Origin of the sequence: Actinacidiphila glaucinigra (assembly GCF_900188405.1) — a bacterium.
Classification (GTDB): domain Bacteria; phylum Actinomycetota; class Actinomycetes; order Streptomycetales; family Streptomycetaceae; genus Actinacidiphila; species Actinacidiphila glaucinigra.
In genome coordinates this window covers 122,721-139,268 of the sequence record NZ_FZOF01000022.1, presented here as the reverse complement: position 1 = coordinate 139,268, position 16,548 = coordinate 122,721, and the positions used below count along the sequence as shown (strand labels likewise).

The 16,548-nt window shown below is 73.5% G+C and carries 21 protein-coding genes; 9 read left to right on the top strand and 12 right to left on the bottom strand.

Features of this window, described 5'->3' with window-relative positions:
- Positions 1–8 precede the first annotated feature (8 nt).
- From CHF15_RS32025 to CHF15_RS31990, 8 genes are read right to left on the bottom strand one after another with little or no spacing between them, the layout of a single operon-like run.
- On the bottom strand, positions 9–407 hold the full coding sequence (locus CHF15_RS32025; protein ID WP_089227396.1) for a gas vesicle protein K: 399 nt from the start codon (positions 405–407) through the stop codon (positions 9–11).
- A complete protein-coding gene (locus CHF15_RS32020; protein WP_089227395.1) occupies positions 404–619 on the bottom strand; it encodes a gas vesicle protein in 216 nt (71 codons plus the stop codon). The genes CHF15_RS32025 and CHF15_RS32020 overlap by 4 nt, the downstream gene beginning before the upstream one ends.
- Positions 616–1,443 (bottom strand): GvpL/GvpF family gas vesicle protein, encoded by an 828-nt coding sequence (locus tag CHF15_RS32015; protein WP_089227394.1) that lies wholly within the window; start codon positions 1,441–1,443, stop codon positions 616–618. Before CHF15_RS32015 ends, CHF15_RS32020 begins: the two co-directional genes overlap by 4 nt.
- Positions 1,436–1,891: a gas vesicle protein gene (locus CHF15_RS32010; protein ID WP_089227393.1), complete on the bottom strand. Its 456-nt coding sequence runs from the start codon at positions 1,889–1,891 to the stop codon at positions 1,436–1,438. The genes CHF15_RS32015 and CHF15_RS32010 overlap by 8 nt, the downstream gene beginning before the upstream one ends.
- 30 nt (positions 1,892–1,921) lie before the next feature.
- Positions 1,922–2,176: a gas vesicle protein GvpG gene (locus CHF15_RS32005; protein ID WP_089227392.1), complete on the bottom strand. Its 255-nt coding sequence runs from the start codon at positions 2,174–2,176 to the stop codon at positions 1,922–1,924.
- A gap of 40 nt (positions 2,177–2,216) precedes the next feature.
- Complete coding sequence (locus CHF15_RS32000) at positions 2,217–2,930, bottom strand: GvpL/GvpF family gas vesicle protein (RefSeq protein ID WP_179280065.1); 714 nt, start codon at positions 2,928–2,930, stop codon at positions 2,217–2,219.
- Between the two features lie 2 nt (positions 2,931–2,932).
- Positions 2,933–3,403 (bottom strand): gas vesicle structural protein GvpA, encoded by a 471-nt coding sequence (locus tag CHF15_RS31995; protein ID WP_089227390.1) that lies wholly within the window; start codon positions 3,401–3,403, stop codon positions 2,933–2,935.
- Between the two features lie 26 nt (positions 3,404–3,429).
- A complete protein-coding gene (locus CHF15_RS31990; protein WP_089227389.1) occupies positions 3,430–3,768 on the bottom strand; it encodes a gas vesicle protein GvpO in 339 nt (112 codons plus the stop codon).
- Between the two features lie 112 nt (positions 3,769–3,880).
- On the opposite strand from CHF15_RS31990, the gene CHF15_RS45155 reads away from it, so the two are divergent.
- Both CHF15_RS45155 and CHF15_RS31980 read left to right on the top strand, forming a co-directional pair.
- Positions 3,881–4,666: a histone protein gene (locus tag CHF15_RS45155; RefSeq protein WP_179280059.1), complete on the top strand. Its 786-nt coding sequence runs from the start codon at positions 3,881–3,883 to the stop codon at positions 4,664–4,666.
- Positions 4,667–4,670: 4 nt separating this feature from the next.
- Positions 4,671–5,786, top strand: a complete 1,116-nt coding sequence (locus CHF15_RS31980) for an SRPBCC family protein (RefSeq protein WP_089227388.1) — start codon at positions 4,671–4,673, stop codon at positions 5,784–5,786.
- A gap of 70 nt (positions 5,787–5,856) precedes the next feature.
- On the opposite strand, the gene CHF15_RS31975 is transcribed toward CHF15_RS31980, so the two are convergent.
- Entirely contained in the window at positions 5,857–6,513 is a 657-nt protein-coding gene (locus CHF15_RS31975; protein ID WP_089227387.1) for an SAM-dependent methyltransferase, read from the bottom strand.
- Positions 6,514–6,662: 149 nt separating this feature from the next.
- Between CHF15_RS31975 and CHF15_RS31970 the strand changes: the two genes are divergently transcribed.
- A complete protein-coding gene (locus CHF15_RS31970) occupies positions 6,663–7,829 on the top strand; it encodes a MalY/PatB family protein (protein WP_089227386.1) in 1,167 nt (388 codons plus the stop codon).
- Positions 7,830–7,998: 169 nt separating this feature from the next.
- Positions 7,999–9,093: an NAD-dependent epimerase/dehydratase family protein gene (locus tag CHF15_RS31965; protein WP_245939147.1), complete on the top strand. Its 1,095-nt coding sequence runs from the start codon at positions 7,999–8,001 to the stop codon at positions 9,091–9,093.
- Positions 9,094–9,154: 61 nt separating this feature from the next.
- Here CHF15_RS31965 and CHF15_RS31960 read toward each other — a convergent pair whose 3' ends face one another.
- Positions 9,155–10,120 (bottom strand): YihY/virulence factor BrkB family protein, encoded by a 966-nt coding sequence (locus tag CHF15_RS31960; protein ID WP_089227385.1) that lies wholly within the window; start codon positions 10,118–10,120, stop codon positions 9,155–9,157.
- Between the two features lie 95 nt (positions 10,121–10,215).
- Complete coding sequence (locus tag CHF15_RS31955) at positions 10,216–10,737, bottom strand: hypothetical protein (protein ID WP_089227384.1); 522 nt, start codon at positions 10,735–10,737, stop codon at positions 10,216–10,218.
- Positions 10,738–11,008: 271 nt separating this feature from the next.
- Between CHF15_RS31955 and CHF15_RS31950 the strand changes: the two genes are divergently transcribed.
- From CHF15_RS31950 to CHF15_RS31925, 5 genes are all read left to right on the top strand, one after another.
- On the top strand, positions 11,009–12,472 hold the full coding sequence (locus CHF15_RS31950) for an AlkA N-terminal domain-containing protein (protein WP_089227383.1): 1,464 nt from the start codon (positions 11,009–11,011) through the stop codon (positions 12,470–12,472).
- 127 nt (positions 12,473–12,599) lie between these two features.
- A complete protein-coding gene (locus CHF15_RS31945; protein WP_089227382.1) occupies positions 12,600–13,115 on the top strand; it encodes a methylated-DNA--[protein]-cysteine S-methyltransferase in 516 nt (171 codons plus the stop codon).
- A gap of 11 nt (positions 13,116–13,126) precedes the next feature.
- The gene (locus tag CHF15_RS31940; RefSeq protein ID WP_089227381.1) at positions 13,127–13,864 is read left to right on the top strand and encodes a 2OG-Fe(II) oxygenase; all 738 of its coding nucleotides are present in this window, start codon (positions 13,127–13,129) and stop codon (positions 13,862–13,864) included.
- Positions 13,861–14,697, top strand: a complete 837-nt coding sequence (locus CHF15_RS31930) for an Ada metal-binding domain-containing protein (RefSeq protein ID WP_245939143.1) — start codon at positions 13,861–13,863, stop codon at positions 14,695–14,697. Before CHF15_RS31940 ends, CHF15_RS31930 begins: the two co-directional genes overlap by 4 nt.
- The gene (locus CHF15_RS31925; protein WP_089227380.1) at positions 14,694–15,380 is read left to right on the top strand and encodes an alpha-ketoglutarate-dependent dioxygenase AlkB family protein; all 687 of its coding nucleotides are present in this window, start codon (positions 14,694–14,696) and stop codon (positions 15,378–15,380) included. The genes CHF15_RS31930 and CHF15_RS31925 overlap by 4 nt, the downstream gene beginning before the upstream one ends.
- Here the strand turns inward: CHF15_RS31925 and CHF15_RS31920 are convergent.
- On the bottom strand, positions 15,334–16,548 hold the full coding sequence (locus CHF15_RS31920) for an MFS transporter (RefSeq protein ID WP_089227379.1): 1,215 nt from the start codon (positions 16,546–16,548) through the stop codon (positions 15,334–15,336). The genes CHF15_RS31925 and CHF15_RS31920 overlap by 47 nt on opposite strands.

The following is a 16,548-nucleotide window of genomic DNA, read 5'->3' as shown; positions in this document are numbered from 1 at the left end:
GCGCACGCTCAGTCGGGCGGGAGCAGCGTGCCCAGGGGGCCCAGGTCGAGGTTGAGGTCGGACATGGACAGGCCGTACTGGGCGCACAGCCCCTCCATGCGGTCGTGGAGGATCATCAGGGTGGCGCCGAGGCGTTCCTCCTCCTCATCGGTGAGGTCCCCTGCGTCGACACGGCGGAGGGCCTGCCGCTCCATGAGCTGGCGGAGGAGTTCGACGAGAGTCAGGACGAGCCTCATCAGGTCGCGTTCGACCGTGTCGGGGTCGGTACTGATCCGGCGCGCGGGGCGGGGGGACGCGGTGTCGCGGGGGACGGCGGGAAGAAGCCGGAAGGCGCGGGCGGCGGCGTCGGCGACCTCGCCGAAGCGGTCCGGGGGGTGGTCGCCGCCCGGGGACGCGGGGGGTGTCATGGGCCCGGCTCCGGGCCCCACGGCGCGGGGTTGCGTTCGCTGACGGAGACGATCAGCGCGCGCAAGGAGATGCGGACGAGGTCGATGTCGGCGATGGAGAGCACCACGTCGCCGGTGAGGACGACTCCGCCGCTGAGGAGGCGGTCGAGCAGGTCGACGAGGGCCACCTGACGTTCGGCCAGGGGTTCTGGGGCCCGGTCGGCCGCGGTCATGGCGCCGCGTCCGCCGCGTCCGCGGGGTCCGCCGCGTCCGCTCCGGACCGGGTGGCGCCGGGAAGGGCGGCGAAGGAGTACGGGGCCCAGGGACCGGTGACGTCGACGCGCACCCCGGGAAGTCCTTCGCCGGCGGCCAGGGCGCGGCTGCGGAAGGCCTCGGCCTGTCCGTGCGCGACGAGGAAGGCGTCGTTGAGGACGTTCTCCCCCGCACCCGCGGCGAGTCGGCCCTGCTGGGCGCGGTGGCGGGCGTGGGCGGCGGCCAGTTCGCGGCCGATCGTATCGACCCGTACGGCGGCCTCCTCCGCCGCGCGGTAGGCCTCGTCGCGGGTGTGCCGCTGGGCGCTGCGGGCGCGCAGATAGGCGCGGCCGGGGCTGAGTCCCTCGGCGGGGACGGGGGGTTCGGCGGCCGCCGCCGGGGCGTCCACATAGATCTTGACGCCCCATTCGAGGTGCCCGGTGAGCCGTTCCAGGACCTCCGTGAACGCCGCGCCGTCGTCCCGCAGCACCTGGCGCACGCGTTCGTCGTCCAGGTAGACCGTGGCCAGCCGCAGCGGCAGCACGGTGGTGTGCGCGGAGAGCGCCTCGATGACGGTGTGGTGGGCGCGGGCGACGGCCTCGAGCCAGTCCAGGTCCTCCAGGTGCCGGCGGAGGGCGTCCTCGTCGAAGTCCGCGGCGGGCACCGGGCTGACCGCGGCGGCCAGCGGACCGGACGTCACGAGCCTTACGGGCGCCCGGGCGACGCCCGTCAGCGCCCCCAGGGTGCCGTCCGGCACGCCGTCTGTGCGCAGCACGGCGTACGCGTAGCTGACCCGGTCATCCATCGTCGTCCGTCCCGGTTCCGCCGCCGCGGCGGCGGGGCGTCGCCGAGGAGGACCGGGTGCGGTGGCGGGAGGCCACGCTGCCGCGTGGCGTGTCCGTCAGCTCCCGTCCCTCCTTCAGCGCCTCGATCTCCTCGCGCAGCCGCCGGTTCTCCTCCGCGAGCGAACTCTCCCCGTGGGCGCGTGAGGACAGCGAGGGGTCGTGCTCCCACCAGTCGATGCCCATCTCCTTGGCCTTGTCGACGGAGGCCACCAGGAGCCGCAGCTTGATGGTGAGCAGTTCGATGTCGAGCAGGTTGATCTGGATGTCGCCCGCGATGACGATGCCCTTGTCCAGGACACGCTCCAGGATGTCCGCCAGGTTGGCCGACGAACCCTGCCCGTAGGGGGACGGCTGCGGAGCGGCCCTGCTGGGGTACGAACCGAGCCGGCCGGCCGGGGAATCCGTCACAGCGTCACCTCGTCTCAGGGCGTGGCCCCCCTAGGGCATGGCCTCACCGCGCCGGAAGGCGGCGATCTCCTCGAGGCGGTCGAGCAGCACCTCCTCGCGCGCCTCGAAGGTCTCCTCGTCGATCCGTCCGGCGAGGAGTTCCTTCTCCAGGGCGGCGAGTTCGCGCTCGACGGGCTCGGGGTCGTAGTACTCCTGCTCGGCGGCCTCCAGCACGCGTTCGACGACCCAGCCCACCCCGCGCACCGGCGCCAGGGGGAGGGTGACGATCTGCGTGAACAGTCCCATGACGCCTCCTCACTCGTTCTCGTCCTCGTCCTCGTCCTCGTCACACGAAGCTGTACGGGGGCAGCGGTCCCCGCAGCCGGAAATCGCATTCCTCGCCCACCTGGTTGGCCAGGCTGAGCTGGGTGGCGAGGAACATCTCCTCCTTGGCGTCGTCCACCAGGAAGGAGACGCTGAGGAAGTCCTGCCCGGCCGGCGCGGTGGCCACGTCGTCCCGGACGAAGGGGCGCAGCGCCTCGACGATGCCCGCTCCGAGGGCCTGCTGGCGGGCCTGCACCTCGTTGGAGATCAGCTCGCCCAGCACCAGCGGCATGTCTGGGGAGGCGGATCCGCCGCGGATCTCCTCGTTCAGCCGGCGTACCTCGTCGTTCTCGTCGAGGATCCGGCGCAGCAGCGAGTCCTCGTCCCACGAGACCTTCAGGTGGTACTCGGCGCAGCCCTCCAGGTTCTTCAACTGCTCGCGGAACTCCTCCGCGCGGTCCTCCAGCACGCCGCGCACGGCGTCCTCGTCGGGGGCCGTGAAGCCGAAGCGCAGCGGCAGCACGGCACCGTCGGCCATCAGCCGCTCCTGGACCTCCTGGTGGGCGAGCACGTCCCTGCGCCGGGGGCGCAGGTCCTGGGGGGCGTCGCTCACGACCGCGGAGAGGTCTCCGTTCGTCACCGTCCGCAACGACTCGCCCGACCCGCCGACCGGCGTGAGGCCGTCCAGGCGCACCGGGTGGCCCTTCGAGGTGATGGAGTAGACGTAGACGGCCATGGTCATTCCCTCTCCCGCCGGGAAGTGCGCCTGGTGCTCCTGCGCTGCGGCCTGGGCTCCTCCTCGTACTCCGCTTCCTCCTCCTCGGGCTCTTCCTCGTAGTCGTCCTCCTCGTCCTGGTCGCCGCCCTTCAGGGCCCCTGTTACGGCCTCCACGGCGCCGGAGAGCGCGCCTTTGGACTTGCCCTTCGCGCCGCTCTCGGTGATCTCACCGACGAGGTCGGTGAGCTGGGCGGGCTGTTTGCGGCCGGACTCCAGGTCGAGCCGGTTGCACGCCTCGGCGAAGCGCAGATAGGTGTCGACGCTCGCCACCACGATGCGGGCGTCGATCTTCAGGATCTCGATGCCCACCAGGGACACGCGGACGAACACGTCGATGACGAGCCCTCGGTCCAGGATGAGCTCCAGGACGTCGTACAGGCTCCCCGTGCCGCCCCTGGAGATACCGCCGCCACCCTGCGGCACCACGGTCATGGCGCCTCCCTTCAGTGCTTCCCGTCTCAGAAGCGCCGGTCGATCTGGCCCCGCGTGTAACGACGGGTGCGTTCGTACGCCACCAGGTCTCCCTCCTCGTCGAGCTTCACGTGGTAGGTGGCCATCACGCTGGTGGTCTCGGGCACACGCTCCAACTCCAGCACCTCGACGTCGGCTTCCCAGCCCTCGTCGACGGGCTTGACCGCCGAGACGGACTCCGGCCTGCGGCCCAGGAGTTCGAAGAGCTGATCGGCCGCGGAGCGCATCGCCCACGCGGCGGAGCGCTTGCGCGGCCGCTCCGCTCGTTCGCCGTCCCGGCCGCGCCTGGTGCTTCTGCTCCGGGCGTTCCTGTCGCTTGCGGCCATCCCCTTCTCCGGTTCCGGAGGAGCGCCACCCCCACTAAGAAACGTACTATTTCAGCATATACACCCCACAACGTGTGTGCGGCGCCGGGTCGCTTTCCGAAGGGAACGACTGATGAAGGACACGACCAAGATCGCTCTTGCCGCCGCAGTCGCCGGTGGTTACGTGCTCGGTCGCGCCAAGAAGGGGCGGCTCGCCTTCGCGATGGCGACCTTCCTCGCTGGCCGCCGCGCCGGACTCGATCCGCAACAACTGCTCACCGAGGGTATTCGCAGGCTGCAGGACGTACCGCAGATCGCCGACCTCGGCGATCAGGTGCGCGGCGAGCTGATGGACGCCGGACGCAAGGCGGTCACTGCGGCCGCGGACCGCAAGCTGGCAGATCTGGCGGGCGTGTTGCACGACCGCACGGCCCGGATCGGCGCCAAGAAGGAAGACGGCGAGGAAGCGGAGACGGAAGAGGAGTACGAACCGGACGAAGGGGAAGAAGAGGAGGCCGCACAGAAGCCGCGGTCGCGGTCGAAGCGGCGCCGCCCTTCCCGGGCCGAGGAGGAACCCGAGGACGAGGAGGCCGTGGACGAGGAGGAAGAGGAGCAGGAGGAGGACGAAGAGGAGGAGGAACCGCCGAGGCGCCGCCGTACCGCGCAGCGCCGGCAACCCAGGCCTCAGCGCGAGCCGGACCGCGAACCGGAGCGCAAGCCGGCGGCCAGGAAGGCACCCGCCAAGAAGGCGCAGCCCGCGAAGAAGTCCGCCGCCGCCAAGAAGACCGCCGCAAAGAAGACCGCGGCACCGGCGAAGCGTACGGCGAAGAAGACTTCCGCGCCCGCCAGGAAGACCACGGCGCGCAAGGCCCCGGCGAAGAAGGCAGCGGCCAAGAAGACGTCCACACGGCGGAGGTAGCCCGATGGCCAGGACGGCACAGGACACGGGTAACGGCCAGGCCTCCGGCCTGGACCTGCTGCGCGACGAACTCGCCAGCTTCGTCGGGGCCCAGGTGGGGAACCTGGCCGACAAAGCGGGCGACAAGGTCGCCGGCCTCACCGGCCAGTTGCAGGACGTGGCCGACAACGGCGGGGTCCTGCCCAAAGCGGGCCTGCGCATCCTCCAGGGCGACTCTCCCCTCAAGGCCATCGGCGGCGGGATGCTCGACAAGGCCAAACAGGCGTTCGGCGGCGGCAGCGGCGGGGGAGGGGGCGGGATCCTGGACAAGGCGAAACAGCTCTTGGGCGGCAAGGGCAAGGGCCGCAAGTCCGGGACGCAGAAGGTGACGAACATCGTCGAGGTCCTGGACGTCGGGGTGCCCCTCCGGTTCGCCTACGACCACTGGACCCAGTTCGAGAAGTTCAGCGCCTTCACCAAGGGCGTCCGCAGCGTCTCCAAAGGCGACGACACATCGAGCGACTGGAAGGTCAAGGTCGGCCCGTCGACGCGCGGTTGGAAGGCCACCGTCGTGGAGCAGGTCCCCGACGAACACATCATCTGGCACTCCGACGGCGCCAAGGGCACCACACGCGGCTGCGTCAGCTTCCACGAGCTCGCGCCGTCCCTGACCCGCATCGTCCTCGTCGTCGAGTACTACCCCTCCGGCCTGTTCGAGAAGACGGGCAACATCTGGCGCGCGCAAGGACGCCGTCTGCGGCTCGACTTCAAGCACTTCCAGCGGTACGTCTCGCTCACCAACGAGGAACCCGAGGGCTGGCGCGGTGAGATCCGCGACGGTGAGGTCGTGCGCACGCACGAGGAGGCCCTGGAGGCGGAGGAGGCTGAAGAGGGCGAGGAGGAGTACCCCGAGGACGAGGAAGAGGAAGAGCCTGAGGACGAGGGCTACCCCGAGGACGAGGACGAGGACGAAGAAGAGGAGGGAGACGAGGAGGACGAAGAGTACGCCGCGGACGAGGAAGAACCCGAGGACGAGGAAGAACCGGAGGACGAGGAAGAACCGGAGGACGAGGACGAGGAGTACGACGACGAGGAGTACGACGAAGAGGACGAGGAGGAGTACGAGGACGCACGTCGATGACGCCCCGTCACTCCCCCCGCACCCGCGCGCGCCGGCGGGCCGTGGTCGCCACGGCCCGCCGCGCCGTGTCTCACGGCGCCAGGCGGCGGATCTCCAGGGTGTTGTCCACGCGGGTCGTGGGCCGCCCGTCGGGATCGTTCTGGATGCGCTCGTGCTCGTCGGTCAGCACCACCTCCCACTCCCCGTCGGGGAGCCCGAGGCTCTCCAGCACCTCGTCCGGCGTCGGGAAGTGCATCTCAGGGTGCGGATCGGTCTCCCAGGCCGGGAACCCGGCGTGCCCGACGACAAGCAGCACACCGCCGGGCGCCACGGCCGCCGCGGCGGCGCGCAGGATGCGCTCGCGGGGCATGTCGTTCGGCGAGTGCAGGAACTGCGCGGAGACGAGGTCGTAGGTGCCCTCGGGAAACGTCTCGCCCAGGTCGTGGCGCTGCCAGTCGATGAGCCCCTCGGCGATGCCCTCCGCCTTCGCATGGCCGGCGGCCCGCTCCAGTGCGACGCGGGAGATGTCGACGGCGGTCACCCGCCACCCCTGCCGGGCCAACCAGACCGCGTCGGCGCCCTCACCGCAGCCCAGATCGAGCGCGGTGCCGGGCTTCAGGCCCCCGACCTCGCTGACCAGGACGTTGTTGGGGTTGCCGCTCCAGACGCGGTCGCTGCCGGCGTACCGGGCGTCCCAGAACTCCGCCTCGGGTCCGGCGCCGGTCGCGCTGGTGGTGCCGTCGGTCATGGATGTCGTCTCCTTTGTGCCGTGGGTGTGGACCTGCCCCCGACGATGCGGCCCGGCGCATCCGCCGGGCAAGCCTTCTTGCCGGTTCGGCAACACGTGCGCCCTGCCGCCCCCTGCCCCGGCGGCGGGTGCGCACCTATGTTGATGTCATGGACATCGCGTCGAATGACGACCACCCGCTGCGGCGCCTCACGCTCGACCAGCTGCGGCGCCGGACGAGCATGAAGTGGCGCACCCATCCGGACGACGTGCTGCCCCTGTGGGTGGCGGAGATGGACGTGCCGCTGGCCGCGCCCGTGGCCCGCGCGCTCACGGAGGCGATCGCGATCGGCGACACGGGCTATCCGGCGGGCACCGCGTACGCGGAGGCGCTGGCGGACTTCGCCCGCGAGCGGTGGGGGTGGGACGGCCTGGCCGTGGAGCGCGCCTCGATCGTGCCCGACGTGATGCTGGGCGTCGTCGAGATGCTGCGGCTGGTCACGGGTCCCGGGGATCCGGTGATCGTCAACTGCCCGGTGTACCCGCCGTTCTACCAGTTCGTGACGCACATGGACCGACGCGTGGTGGAGGCCCCGTTCGGCCCCGGCCTGCGACTGGACCTCGCGGCGCTGGAGGAGGCCTTCGCCCGGTCCACGGACGACGGCGGCCGGGCCGCCTACCTGCTCTGCAGCCCGCACAATCCGACCGGCACGGTGCACACCGCCGAGGAGCTGTCCGCGGTGGCGGCGCTGGCCGGGACGTACGGGGTGCGGGTCGTGGTGGACGAGATCCACGCGCCGCTGGTGACCGCCGAGGCGGCGTTCGTCCCGTACCTGAGCGTGCCCGGCGGCGAGAGCGGCCTGTCGCTGATGTCCGCGTCGAAGGCGTGGAACCTGGCCGGGCTGAAGGCCGCGCTCGCCCTGGCCGGGCCCGCCGCGGCGGACGACCTGGCGCGTATGCCGGAGGAGGTCGGCCACGGACCGAGCCACCTGGGCGTCATCGCGCACACGGCGGCGCTGCGCGAGGGCGGGCGGTGGCTGGACGCCGTGCTGAACGACCTCGCCGAGAACCGCCGGCTGCTCGCCGCGCTGCTGGCCGAGCAGCTACCGGCAATCGCCTACGAGCCGGGCCCCGGCACCTACCTGGCCTGGCTGGACTGCCGGAAGCTGGGCCTCGGCGACGACCCGGCCGCCGCCTTCCTCGCCCGCGGAAGGGTCGCCCTCAGCGCGGGGTCCGACTTCGGCACGGGCGGCGACGGCCACGCACGGCTGAACCTCGCGACGACGCCCGAGGTGCTCACGGAGGCGGTGCGCCGGATGGCGAAGGCGGTCGGCTGACGCGGTCGGCCGACGCCCCGCGGCCGAGGTCTGAAACGTCCCCCGCCGGGTAGCCGCCCCGAAGACCGGGACAGACATCGGACGAGGCCGCCGGGGGTGCCGGGGGTGCCGGGCGACCCGCCCGGCACCGGCGGTGCCCGGGCGCTCCCGGTGGCCGAGGGAGGCGAGGATCGTGACGAACGACTTCGCGCCCGCCGGCGGCGCCCTGCGCGTCGTCGTCGTAGGGGCGACCGGAAACGTCGGGACGAGCCTGGTGCGGGCCCTCGTCGACGACCCGGCGGTGGCCGGCATCGTCGGCATCGCCCGCAGGATCCCCCAGGACTGGCGCCCCGCCCGCACCACATGGGTGCACGCCGACATCGGCGACGACCGCACGCGCCTGGTGGACCACCTGCGCGGCGCGCACGCCGTCGTGCACCTGGCCTGGCTGCTGCAGCCCACCCACGACCCGTCGATCACGTGGCGCACCAACGTCCTGGGCGGTATCCGCGTCTTCGAAGCGGCGGCCGCGGCCGGTGTGCCGGCCCTGATCCACGCCTCGTCGGTGGCGGCGTACTCCCCCGGCCCCAAGCGGTACCCGGTCGACGAGTCGTGGCCCACGCACGGCTGGCCGGGGGCCGCCTACTGCCGGGAGAAGGCGTACGTCGAGCGCTGCCTCGACGCCTTCGAGCGGGAGAACCCGCACATCCGCGTGGTGCGCATGCGGCCGGGGTTCGTCTTCAAGCGGGAGTCCGCCGCCCAGCAGCGCCGTTTGTTCGCGGGGCCGTTCCTGCCGAACCGGCTCGTGCGCCCCCGCCTGGTACCGGTCGTCCCGGACATGCGCGGGTTGCGCTTCCAGGCGCTCCACTCCGACGACGCGGCCGAGGCCTACCGGCTGGCCCTGCACCGTCCGGTGCACGGCGCCTTCAACCTGGCGGCCGATCCGCCGCTGGACGCGGAGGAACTCGCCGCGCTGCTCGGGGCGCAGGTCGTCCGTATGCCGCGGAGCGCGGTACGGGCGGCGCTGGCCGGGGCGTGGCGGCTGCACCTGGTGCCGTCGTCGCCCGGCCTGTTCGACGCCGTGGTCAGGCTGCCGCTGATGGACACCTCACGGGCCCGCCGTGAACTTGGCTGGGAGCCCCGCCATGCCGCCACCCAGGCGATCGAGGAGTTCCTGGAGGGTCTGCGCGAGGGCGCGGGCGACCCGTCGACCGCTCCCCTGGCGCCGGGCGGGGCCGGCAGCCGGCTGCACGAGGTGGCGACCGGTGTCGGCTCCCGGCCGTGAGGGCGCGGCGGTCTGACGGCAGGGGCGCCTGACGGCACGGGCGCGTCACGCCGTCCCGTCGTCACCCGTCTTCGGCGCTGAGGCGCTCGGTGTCCTGCGGTTCGGCCTTCGGCAGCCTGTCGTCCGGGCCGTCGTCCGGGCCGCCGTCCGGCCGTGCCCGGGCCCTTTCGAGTTCGGCGTTGAACTCCAGGCCGAGGAGGACGGCAATGTTCGAGATCCACAGCCAGACGAGGAAGACGATGATCGCCGCCAGGCTGCCGTAGAGCCTGTTGTAGTTGCCGAAGTTGGACACGTAGAGGCTGAACAGCGCGGAGGCGGCGGCCCAGATGACCACGGCCAGGGCGCTGCCGGGGCTCACCCAGCGGAAGCCGCCGTGCTTCACGTTTGGGGCGGCCCAGTACAGCAGCGCGAGGACCAGTCCGAACAGCACGAGCATCACGGGCCATTTGACGATGCCCCACACGCCGAGCGCGGCGTCGCCGGCCCCCAGCACCTGGCCCGTCCTGCGGGCCAGCGCTCCGGTGAAGACCACGCCGATCGCGATGAGCGCGGTGACCACCAGCAGCACCAAGGGGATGACGAACCTGTCGGCCAGGGTCTTCCACACGGGCCGGCCCTCGTCGATGTCGTAGAGGGCGTTGGCGGCCCGCATGAAGGTCGCCACGTAGCCGGAGGAGGACCACAGGGCGACCGCCGCGCCGATCGCGAGGGCCAGTCCCCCTCGGCCGACGCCGTGCTGCAACTGCCCGAGCACGCCGGTCAGGGTGTCGCGGACCGGTCCCGGCGCGAGCCCGCTCGCGTTGACGATCAGGGGTTTGACACTGGGGCCGCCCAGCAGACCGACGACGGAGACGATGACGAGGAGCGCGGGGAAGACCGACAGCACGGCGTAGTACGTCAGCGCCGCGGCCCAGTCGGTCAGATGGTCCGCCCAGAACTCCTTGACCGTGCGCCGGAGCACCACGCGCCAGGACTCCGGAGGGAGCTCGGTGGGCTTGCGGGCGCCGGTCTGCGTGTGGCGAGCCATGCGCGTTCACCGCCTCGGGGCACACCTGCCCCACAGAAAAAACTGACAAACCACTCCATACAGGGCCCACCACAGCACACCCGCGGCGCCACCGCTCAGTGCTGGAGCGCGACCTTCGCCGCCACGATGACCAGGCCCAGCACCAGGTTCACGATCCCCACGGACACCACCGCCCAGCGGGACGCGCCCACCCGGATGACGGCGGCACTGGCCCACCCGACCTGCTGGACGACGGCGACCCCCAGGGCCAGCCACGCCGTGCCCTCCAGCCCGAGCCCCAGCAGCGGGCTCACCGCGACCGCGGCCGCCGGAAGCAGCGCGGCCTGCACGATCGGCCACTCGCCGACGCACACCCGGCGGATCTCCTGCCAGGAGACGTTCCCCCTGCGCAGGCGGTCGCCGACGAACCCCGCGTAGACGTGGGCGGCCCAGAACACCAGACCGGTGCAGATCAGCAGCAGCACCAGCTCCACCCGGGGGTACGGGCCCGCCGAACCGGCGCCGGCCACCACCGAGGCGGCCAGCAGCGATCCGTAGACGGCGCCCGTGTAGTTGGCGCGGCCCGTGCCGGGGGCCTCCCGGCCGGTGAGGTCTCGTGGGGCGGAGCCGGCTGTCATCCCTTCAGGATCACCGAGGCGGCCCGGCCCCGCACGGTCGCACGGCAGCCGCCGCGCCCGGCGGACCCCCACGGACTCCGTTAACAGGGCCTCCAGCATGCGCGCTCCGAGGCCGTGCACGGGCGTCCCCGGGGTCTCGCCCGTCACGGGTACCGCCTCCTCCGGGTCAAGGGCACAACGGCACGGACGGCGACTCGGCCCGGCCCGGCCCGGGAACGCGACGTCCGATTCCCGCGAGCGGCCCGCCGCCGCGATACCGCACAGTGGAGGGGTGACGACCGACACGACCGACGAGGACAGCAGGTACGAGGCGGTGTGCAGCCGCGACGCCCGCTTCGACGGCGAGTTCTTCTTCGCGGTGACGACGACGGGGATCTACTGCCGCCCCAGCTGCCCGGCGGTCACGCCCAAGCGGCGCAACGTCCGGTTCTTCCGTACGGCGGCGGCCGCCCAGGGGTCGGGTTTCCGGGCCTGCCGCAGATGCCGCCCGGACGCGGTGCCGGGCTCCGCCGCGTGGAACGCGCGGGCGGACGTGGTGGGCCGCGCGATGCGGCTGATCGCCGACGGCGTCGTCGACCGGGAGGGCGTCGCGGGGCTGGCCGGGCGGCTCGGTTACAGCGCGCGGCAGGTGCAGCGGCAGCTCAACGCGGAAGTGGGGGCGGGCCCCATCGCCCTCGCCCGTGCGCAGCGGGCGCACACCGCCCGGATCCTGCTGCAGACCACGGACATGCAGGCGGCGGAGATCGCCTTCGCGGCCGGTTTCGCGAGCGTACGGCAGTTCAACGGCACGGTCCGCGAGGTGTACGCGCTCACGCCGACCGCGCTGCGGCAGGCGCGCCCCGCCCGGCACACGGCCGCCGGCACCGCCGCCGGTGTGCCGCTGCGGCTGTCGTACCGGGGGCCGTACGACACCGGACGGGTCTTCGACTACCTGGCGGCCCGCGCGATCGCCGGTGCCGAGGAGATCACGGGGACCCGCGGCCGGCGGGTCTACCGGCGGACGCTCAGGCTGCCGCACGGGCCCGCGGTCGCCGAGGTGGAGGAGGCCGCGCCCGGCAGGGGCGGCGACTGGCTCGAGTGCCGGCTGCACCTGACCGCGCTGCGCGACCTGACCACCGGGACGCAGCGCGTGCGGCGCCTGTTCGACCTGGACGCCGATCCGTACGCGGTCGCCGAACGGCTGGCCGCGGACCCGGCGATGGGGGCCCTGGCCCGGGCCCGCCCCGGGCTGCGGGCGCCCGGGGCGGCGGACCCGCACGAGCTCGCCGTGCGGGCGGTGCTGGGCCAGCAGGTGTCGGTGGCGGCCGGGCGCCGGCTCGGCGTGGCGCTGGTCGCCGCCCACGGTGAGCCCCTGGCGGCGCCGAGCGGCGGTCTGACGCATCTGTTCCCCGACGCGGACACGCTCGCCGGTGCCTCGCTGGAAGCCGTCGGCATGCCCCGGGCCCGGCGGGAGACGCTGCGCGGCCTGGCCCGCGCCCTCGCCGTCGGCGAGGTCCTGCTCGATCCGGGCGCGGACCGGGACGGCGCGGAGAAGGACCTGCTCGCGCTGCGGGGCATCGGGCCGTGGACGGCCGGCTACATCCGGATGCGCGCCCTGGGCGATCCCGATGTGCTGCTGGAGGGCGATGTCGCGGTGCGCGCGGGGGCCGCGCGTGCCGGTGTCCCGCTGGAGGACGCCGAGGGCTGGCGGCCGTGGCGCACCTACGCGATGCACCTGCTGTGGAGCGCCGGTTGACCGGGACAGGCGCGATCCGGAGGGGCGGGGGCGGCGGGAATGCGACGTCCGAATCCCGCCGGACATGGGTGACGAACCGCCGCAGAATCGTAGATGTCACTGAAGACATGAGGAAAGGGAAGGACCGATGACGGTCTACACGACGCTCGACAGCCCGCTGGGCGAACTGCTGCTGGTCGGCGAGGAGTCACCGACCGCGAAGGGCGGCACCGCGCTCACCTCGCTGTCGGTGCCGGACCAGAAGGGCGGGGTCGTCGCGGCGGACCTGGCGGACGGCGCGCGTGCCGACGGCGCCGCGTTCACCGAGGTCACCCGCCAGCTCCGGGCGTACTTCGCCGGTGAACTGACGGACTTCGACATCGAGTTCACCATCGCGGGGACCGCCTTCCAGCAGCAGGTGTGGAAGACCCTGGAGACCATCGGCTACGGCACGACGCTCACCTACGCGGACGTCGCCGAGGCGATGGGCATCCCGCGGACCTCGTCACGCGCGGTCGGCACCGCGATCGGCCGCAACCCGCTGCTGGTCGTCCGCCCCTGCCACCGCGTGGTCGGCGCCAAGGGCGCGATCACCGGCTACGCGGGCGGCGTGGAGCGCAAGCGGCTGCTGCTGGACCTCGAGGCCGGGCGCGGGACGGCATGAAAACGACCGCCATGACCACCGCCGCAACACACCCCACGGCAGCCCCGCGCGAGCGGGTCGACGCCGAGGAATGGCCGGCGCTGGCCGCCGGACTCGACGCCCACGGGAGCGCCCTGACCTCCCGTCCGGTCCTCTCCCCCGCCGAGTGCCGGGCGGTCGCCGCGTTCTACGACGAGCCCGGGCGGTTCCGCTCGACCGTCGACATGGCACGGCACCGCTTCGGCTCGGGGCAGTACCGCTACTTCGCCTACCCCGTCCCCGAGCCCGTTCGGGCCCTGCGGGCGGCGTTCTACCCGCGGCTGCTGCCGATCGCCCGCGACTGGGCGGCCCGGCTGCGGCAGCCCGCGCCCTGGCCCGACAGCCTCGACGAGTGGCTGGCGATGTGCCACGACGGCGGCCAGACCCGCCCGACGCCGATCCTGCTGCGCTACGGCGCGGGCGACTGGAACGCGCTCCACCGCGACCTGTACGGGGACCTCGTCTTCCCGCTCCAGGTGGTGATCGGGCTCGACGTCCCCGGCGACGACTACAGCGGCGGCGAGTTCCTGATGACGGAGCAGCGGCCGCGGGCGCAGACCCGGGGCTCGTCCACCACCCTGCCCCAGGGCCACGCGCTGGTCTTCACCACCCGCGACCGGCCGGTGCGCTCGGCCCGCGGCTGGTCGGCAGGCCCGATGCGGCACGGGGTGAGCACCGTGCGCGACGGCCGCCGCCACACCCTGGGTCTGGTCTTCCACGACGCGGCGTGACGCGGTACGTGCTGACCGGCCCGGACGGGCTGCCGTACCGCAGCGCGGTCCCCGGGGCGCTGGGCGGGCACCGGCGCGGCCGGCTGTACGGCCGCCTCGACTGCCCGGCCGCTCTGCGAGCCATCGCCCGCGGCGGATACGTGCGGGAGCGGGTGTTCTTCGCGGACGTGGCGACGGCGGTCGCCGCGGGGTACCGGCCCTGCGCCCGCTGCCTCCCGCAGCGGTACCGACAATGGAAGGCGACACCGACGGAGCGGAACGCCATGACCCACCCCGACGCACCCGCAGCGGCACCGGCCTCGCCGCTGGTCCCGCCCGAGGACCTGGCCGCGCTCGACGGCGTTCCGGGACCGGCGCCGCACACCGGGACCGAACTCGCCGCGCTGCTGCGCCTGCTGGGTGACGCCCGCCCCAGGGTGAGCGCCGTCGCCCTCGGCCACAGCCGGGACGCCGCCTCCCGGGCCGCCGCCGAGGCCTTCGCCGCGGCGTGGCAGGCATCGGGTGGCACCGTCGCGGCCGTCGTGGACTGGCCCGAACGGGCCGCCTCCTGGCTGCGGGCCGCACAAAGGCTGACCGCGCCGGCGCCCGACGCCTGGGTGGTGGCCGCGGCGCCGGCCGGGTGGGCGCAGCTGGCCCGCAGGCTGCGGCGCAGCACCCAATGGGACCCGGCGCGTACGTACGGCTTCGCCCGTCTCGGCGACGCGCGCGTGGTGGCCGCCGCCGGGGCGGAGACGCTCCAGGGCCTGCGCGGCGCGACCCCGGACGGCCGGACCTGGCACGTGGACCGGGGCTGGGTGACCGCGGCCGCCCCGGGCGAGGGCGGTGCCCGGTGAGCGCGCTCATCCCCCGGCCCCGGCTGCGGGTGGCACCGGGCGCGGTGCACGTGCCGGGCTGGCTCACCCTGGACGAGCAGCGTGAGCTGGTCGTCGCCTGCCGCGCCTGGGCGATGGGCCCGGTGCCGATCCGGCACACCCGCCTCCCTCGCGGCGGAGTGATGTCGGTGCGTACGGTCTGCATCGGCTGGCACTGGCAGCCGTACCGGTACACCCGTACCGCGGACGACGTGAACGGCGCCCGGGTCGCGCCCTTCCCGGACTGGATGGTGGAGCTTGGCCGCCGCGCCCTGGTCGCGGCCTACGAGGACCCCGCGGCGGGCGACGGCTACACCCCGGACACCGCGCTGATCAACTTCTACGACGGCGACGCCAGGCTCGGCATGCACCAGGACAAGGACGAGCGCAGCGACGCCCCCGTCGTGTCGCTGACCATCGGCGACACCTGCGTCTTCCGTTTCGGCAACACCGAGAACCGCAACCGCCCGTACACGGACCTGGAACTGGCCTCCGGCGACCTGTTCGTCTTCGGCGGCCCGTCCCGCTTCGCCTACCACGCCGTGCCGAAGGTCCACCCGGGCACGGGCGACCCGGCCACCGGTCTCGCCTCCGGCCGGCTGAACATCACGATGCGGGTCACGGGACTGGACGACGGGTCGCGGGGCCGGGCGCCGCGGGCGTGACGGCACCGCCGGGGCCGGGGCGCAGGCCGGGGGCCAGCACCAAGGTGACGGTGACGGAGAGCGCGGCCATGACCGTCATCGCGGTCGCCGGGGAGGTGTGCTGGGCGACGGCGCCGGCCAGGGCGGCGCCCAGGCCCTGGCAGGCGAGCATGCCCGAGGAGTGCAGCCCGAGGGCGTGACCGCTGAGTTCGTCCGGGGTGAGGGCCATCAGCCGCTCCTGCAGCAGCAGGCTCGCCGCGTAGCCGACGGAGGCCAGGGCGACGACGGCCGCCGCGAGGGGCAGCGCCGGGTGCAGGGCGAAGACCAGGTAGGGGGCCGCGAGCAGCAGGCGCAGGGCGGCGCCCGCGCGTTCCCGCCACCATGGCGGCACGAACCGGCCGGCCATGGTGTCGCCGACGAGCATGCCGCAGGCCGCGGCGGCCAGGAGCAGCCCGGCGTTCTCGGGCGCGTAGGGCACGAACAGCGACTCGCAGCCGACGATCAGGCCGTTGGGGACCCAGAGCGCGAGGTACACGTAGCGGCGCGGCCTGGCGGACCACAGCAGCACGTTGGTCCGCCAGGTCTCGGCCGCCGAGGGGCGGCCGCCCGCGCGCGGCGGTCTGGGGCGCAGTCCGGTCAGGGCGGCGGCCGCGGCCGCGAGGTAGAGGGCCGCGCCGGCGAGCAGGACCCCGCGCGGGGACAGGGCGGCGAGCAGCAGACCGCCGGCGGCGAAGCCGCAGATCTGCATGGTGCCGGTCGCCATGTTCAGCACGGAACGGCCCAGCAGGAAGCCGCCCTTGGGGAGGATCTCGTGGAGCAGTCCGTAGCGCACCCCGCCGCCCAGGGACGCCACCAGTCCCTCGGCCGGAAGGATGACGAAGACGGCCCAGATCGGCAGGCCGGGGACGGCCAGTACGGCGGTGCCGAGGGCGAAGATCAGGGCGACCGCGGCGAGCGCGGCGCGCGGCGGCAGCCGGTCGGCCGCCGACAGCAGGGTCGTCGCCCCCGCCACCTGCGCGAGGGACGGGCCGAACATGGCGACGGCGGAGAGCAGCGGCGAGCCCGTGGCGTCGTAGACCAGGGTGCTCAGGGCCAGCCCGCTCACCGTCTGCGCCGCGACCTGGCCGGTGGAGACCAGGAACAGCGGGGTGAACTCCCGTGTGCGGAAGAGCTCTTGGTAGGTGCGCAT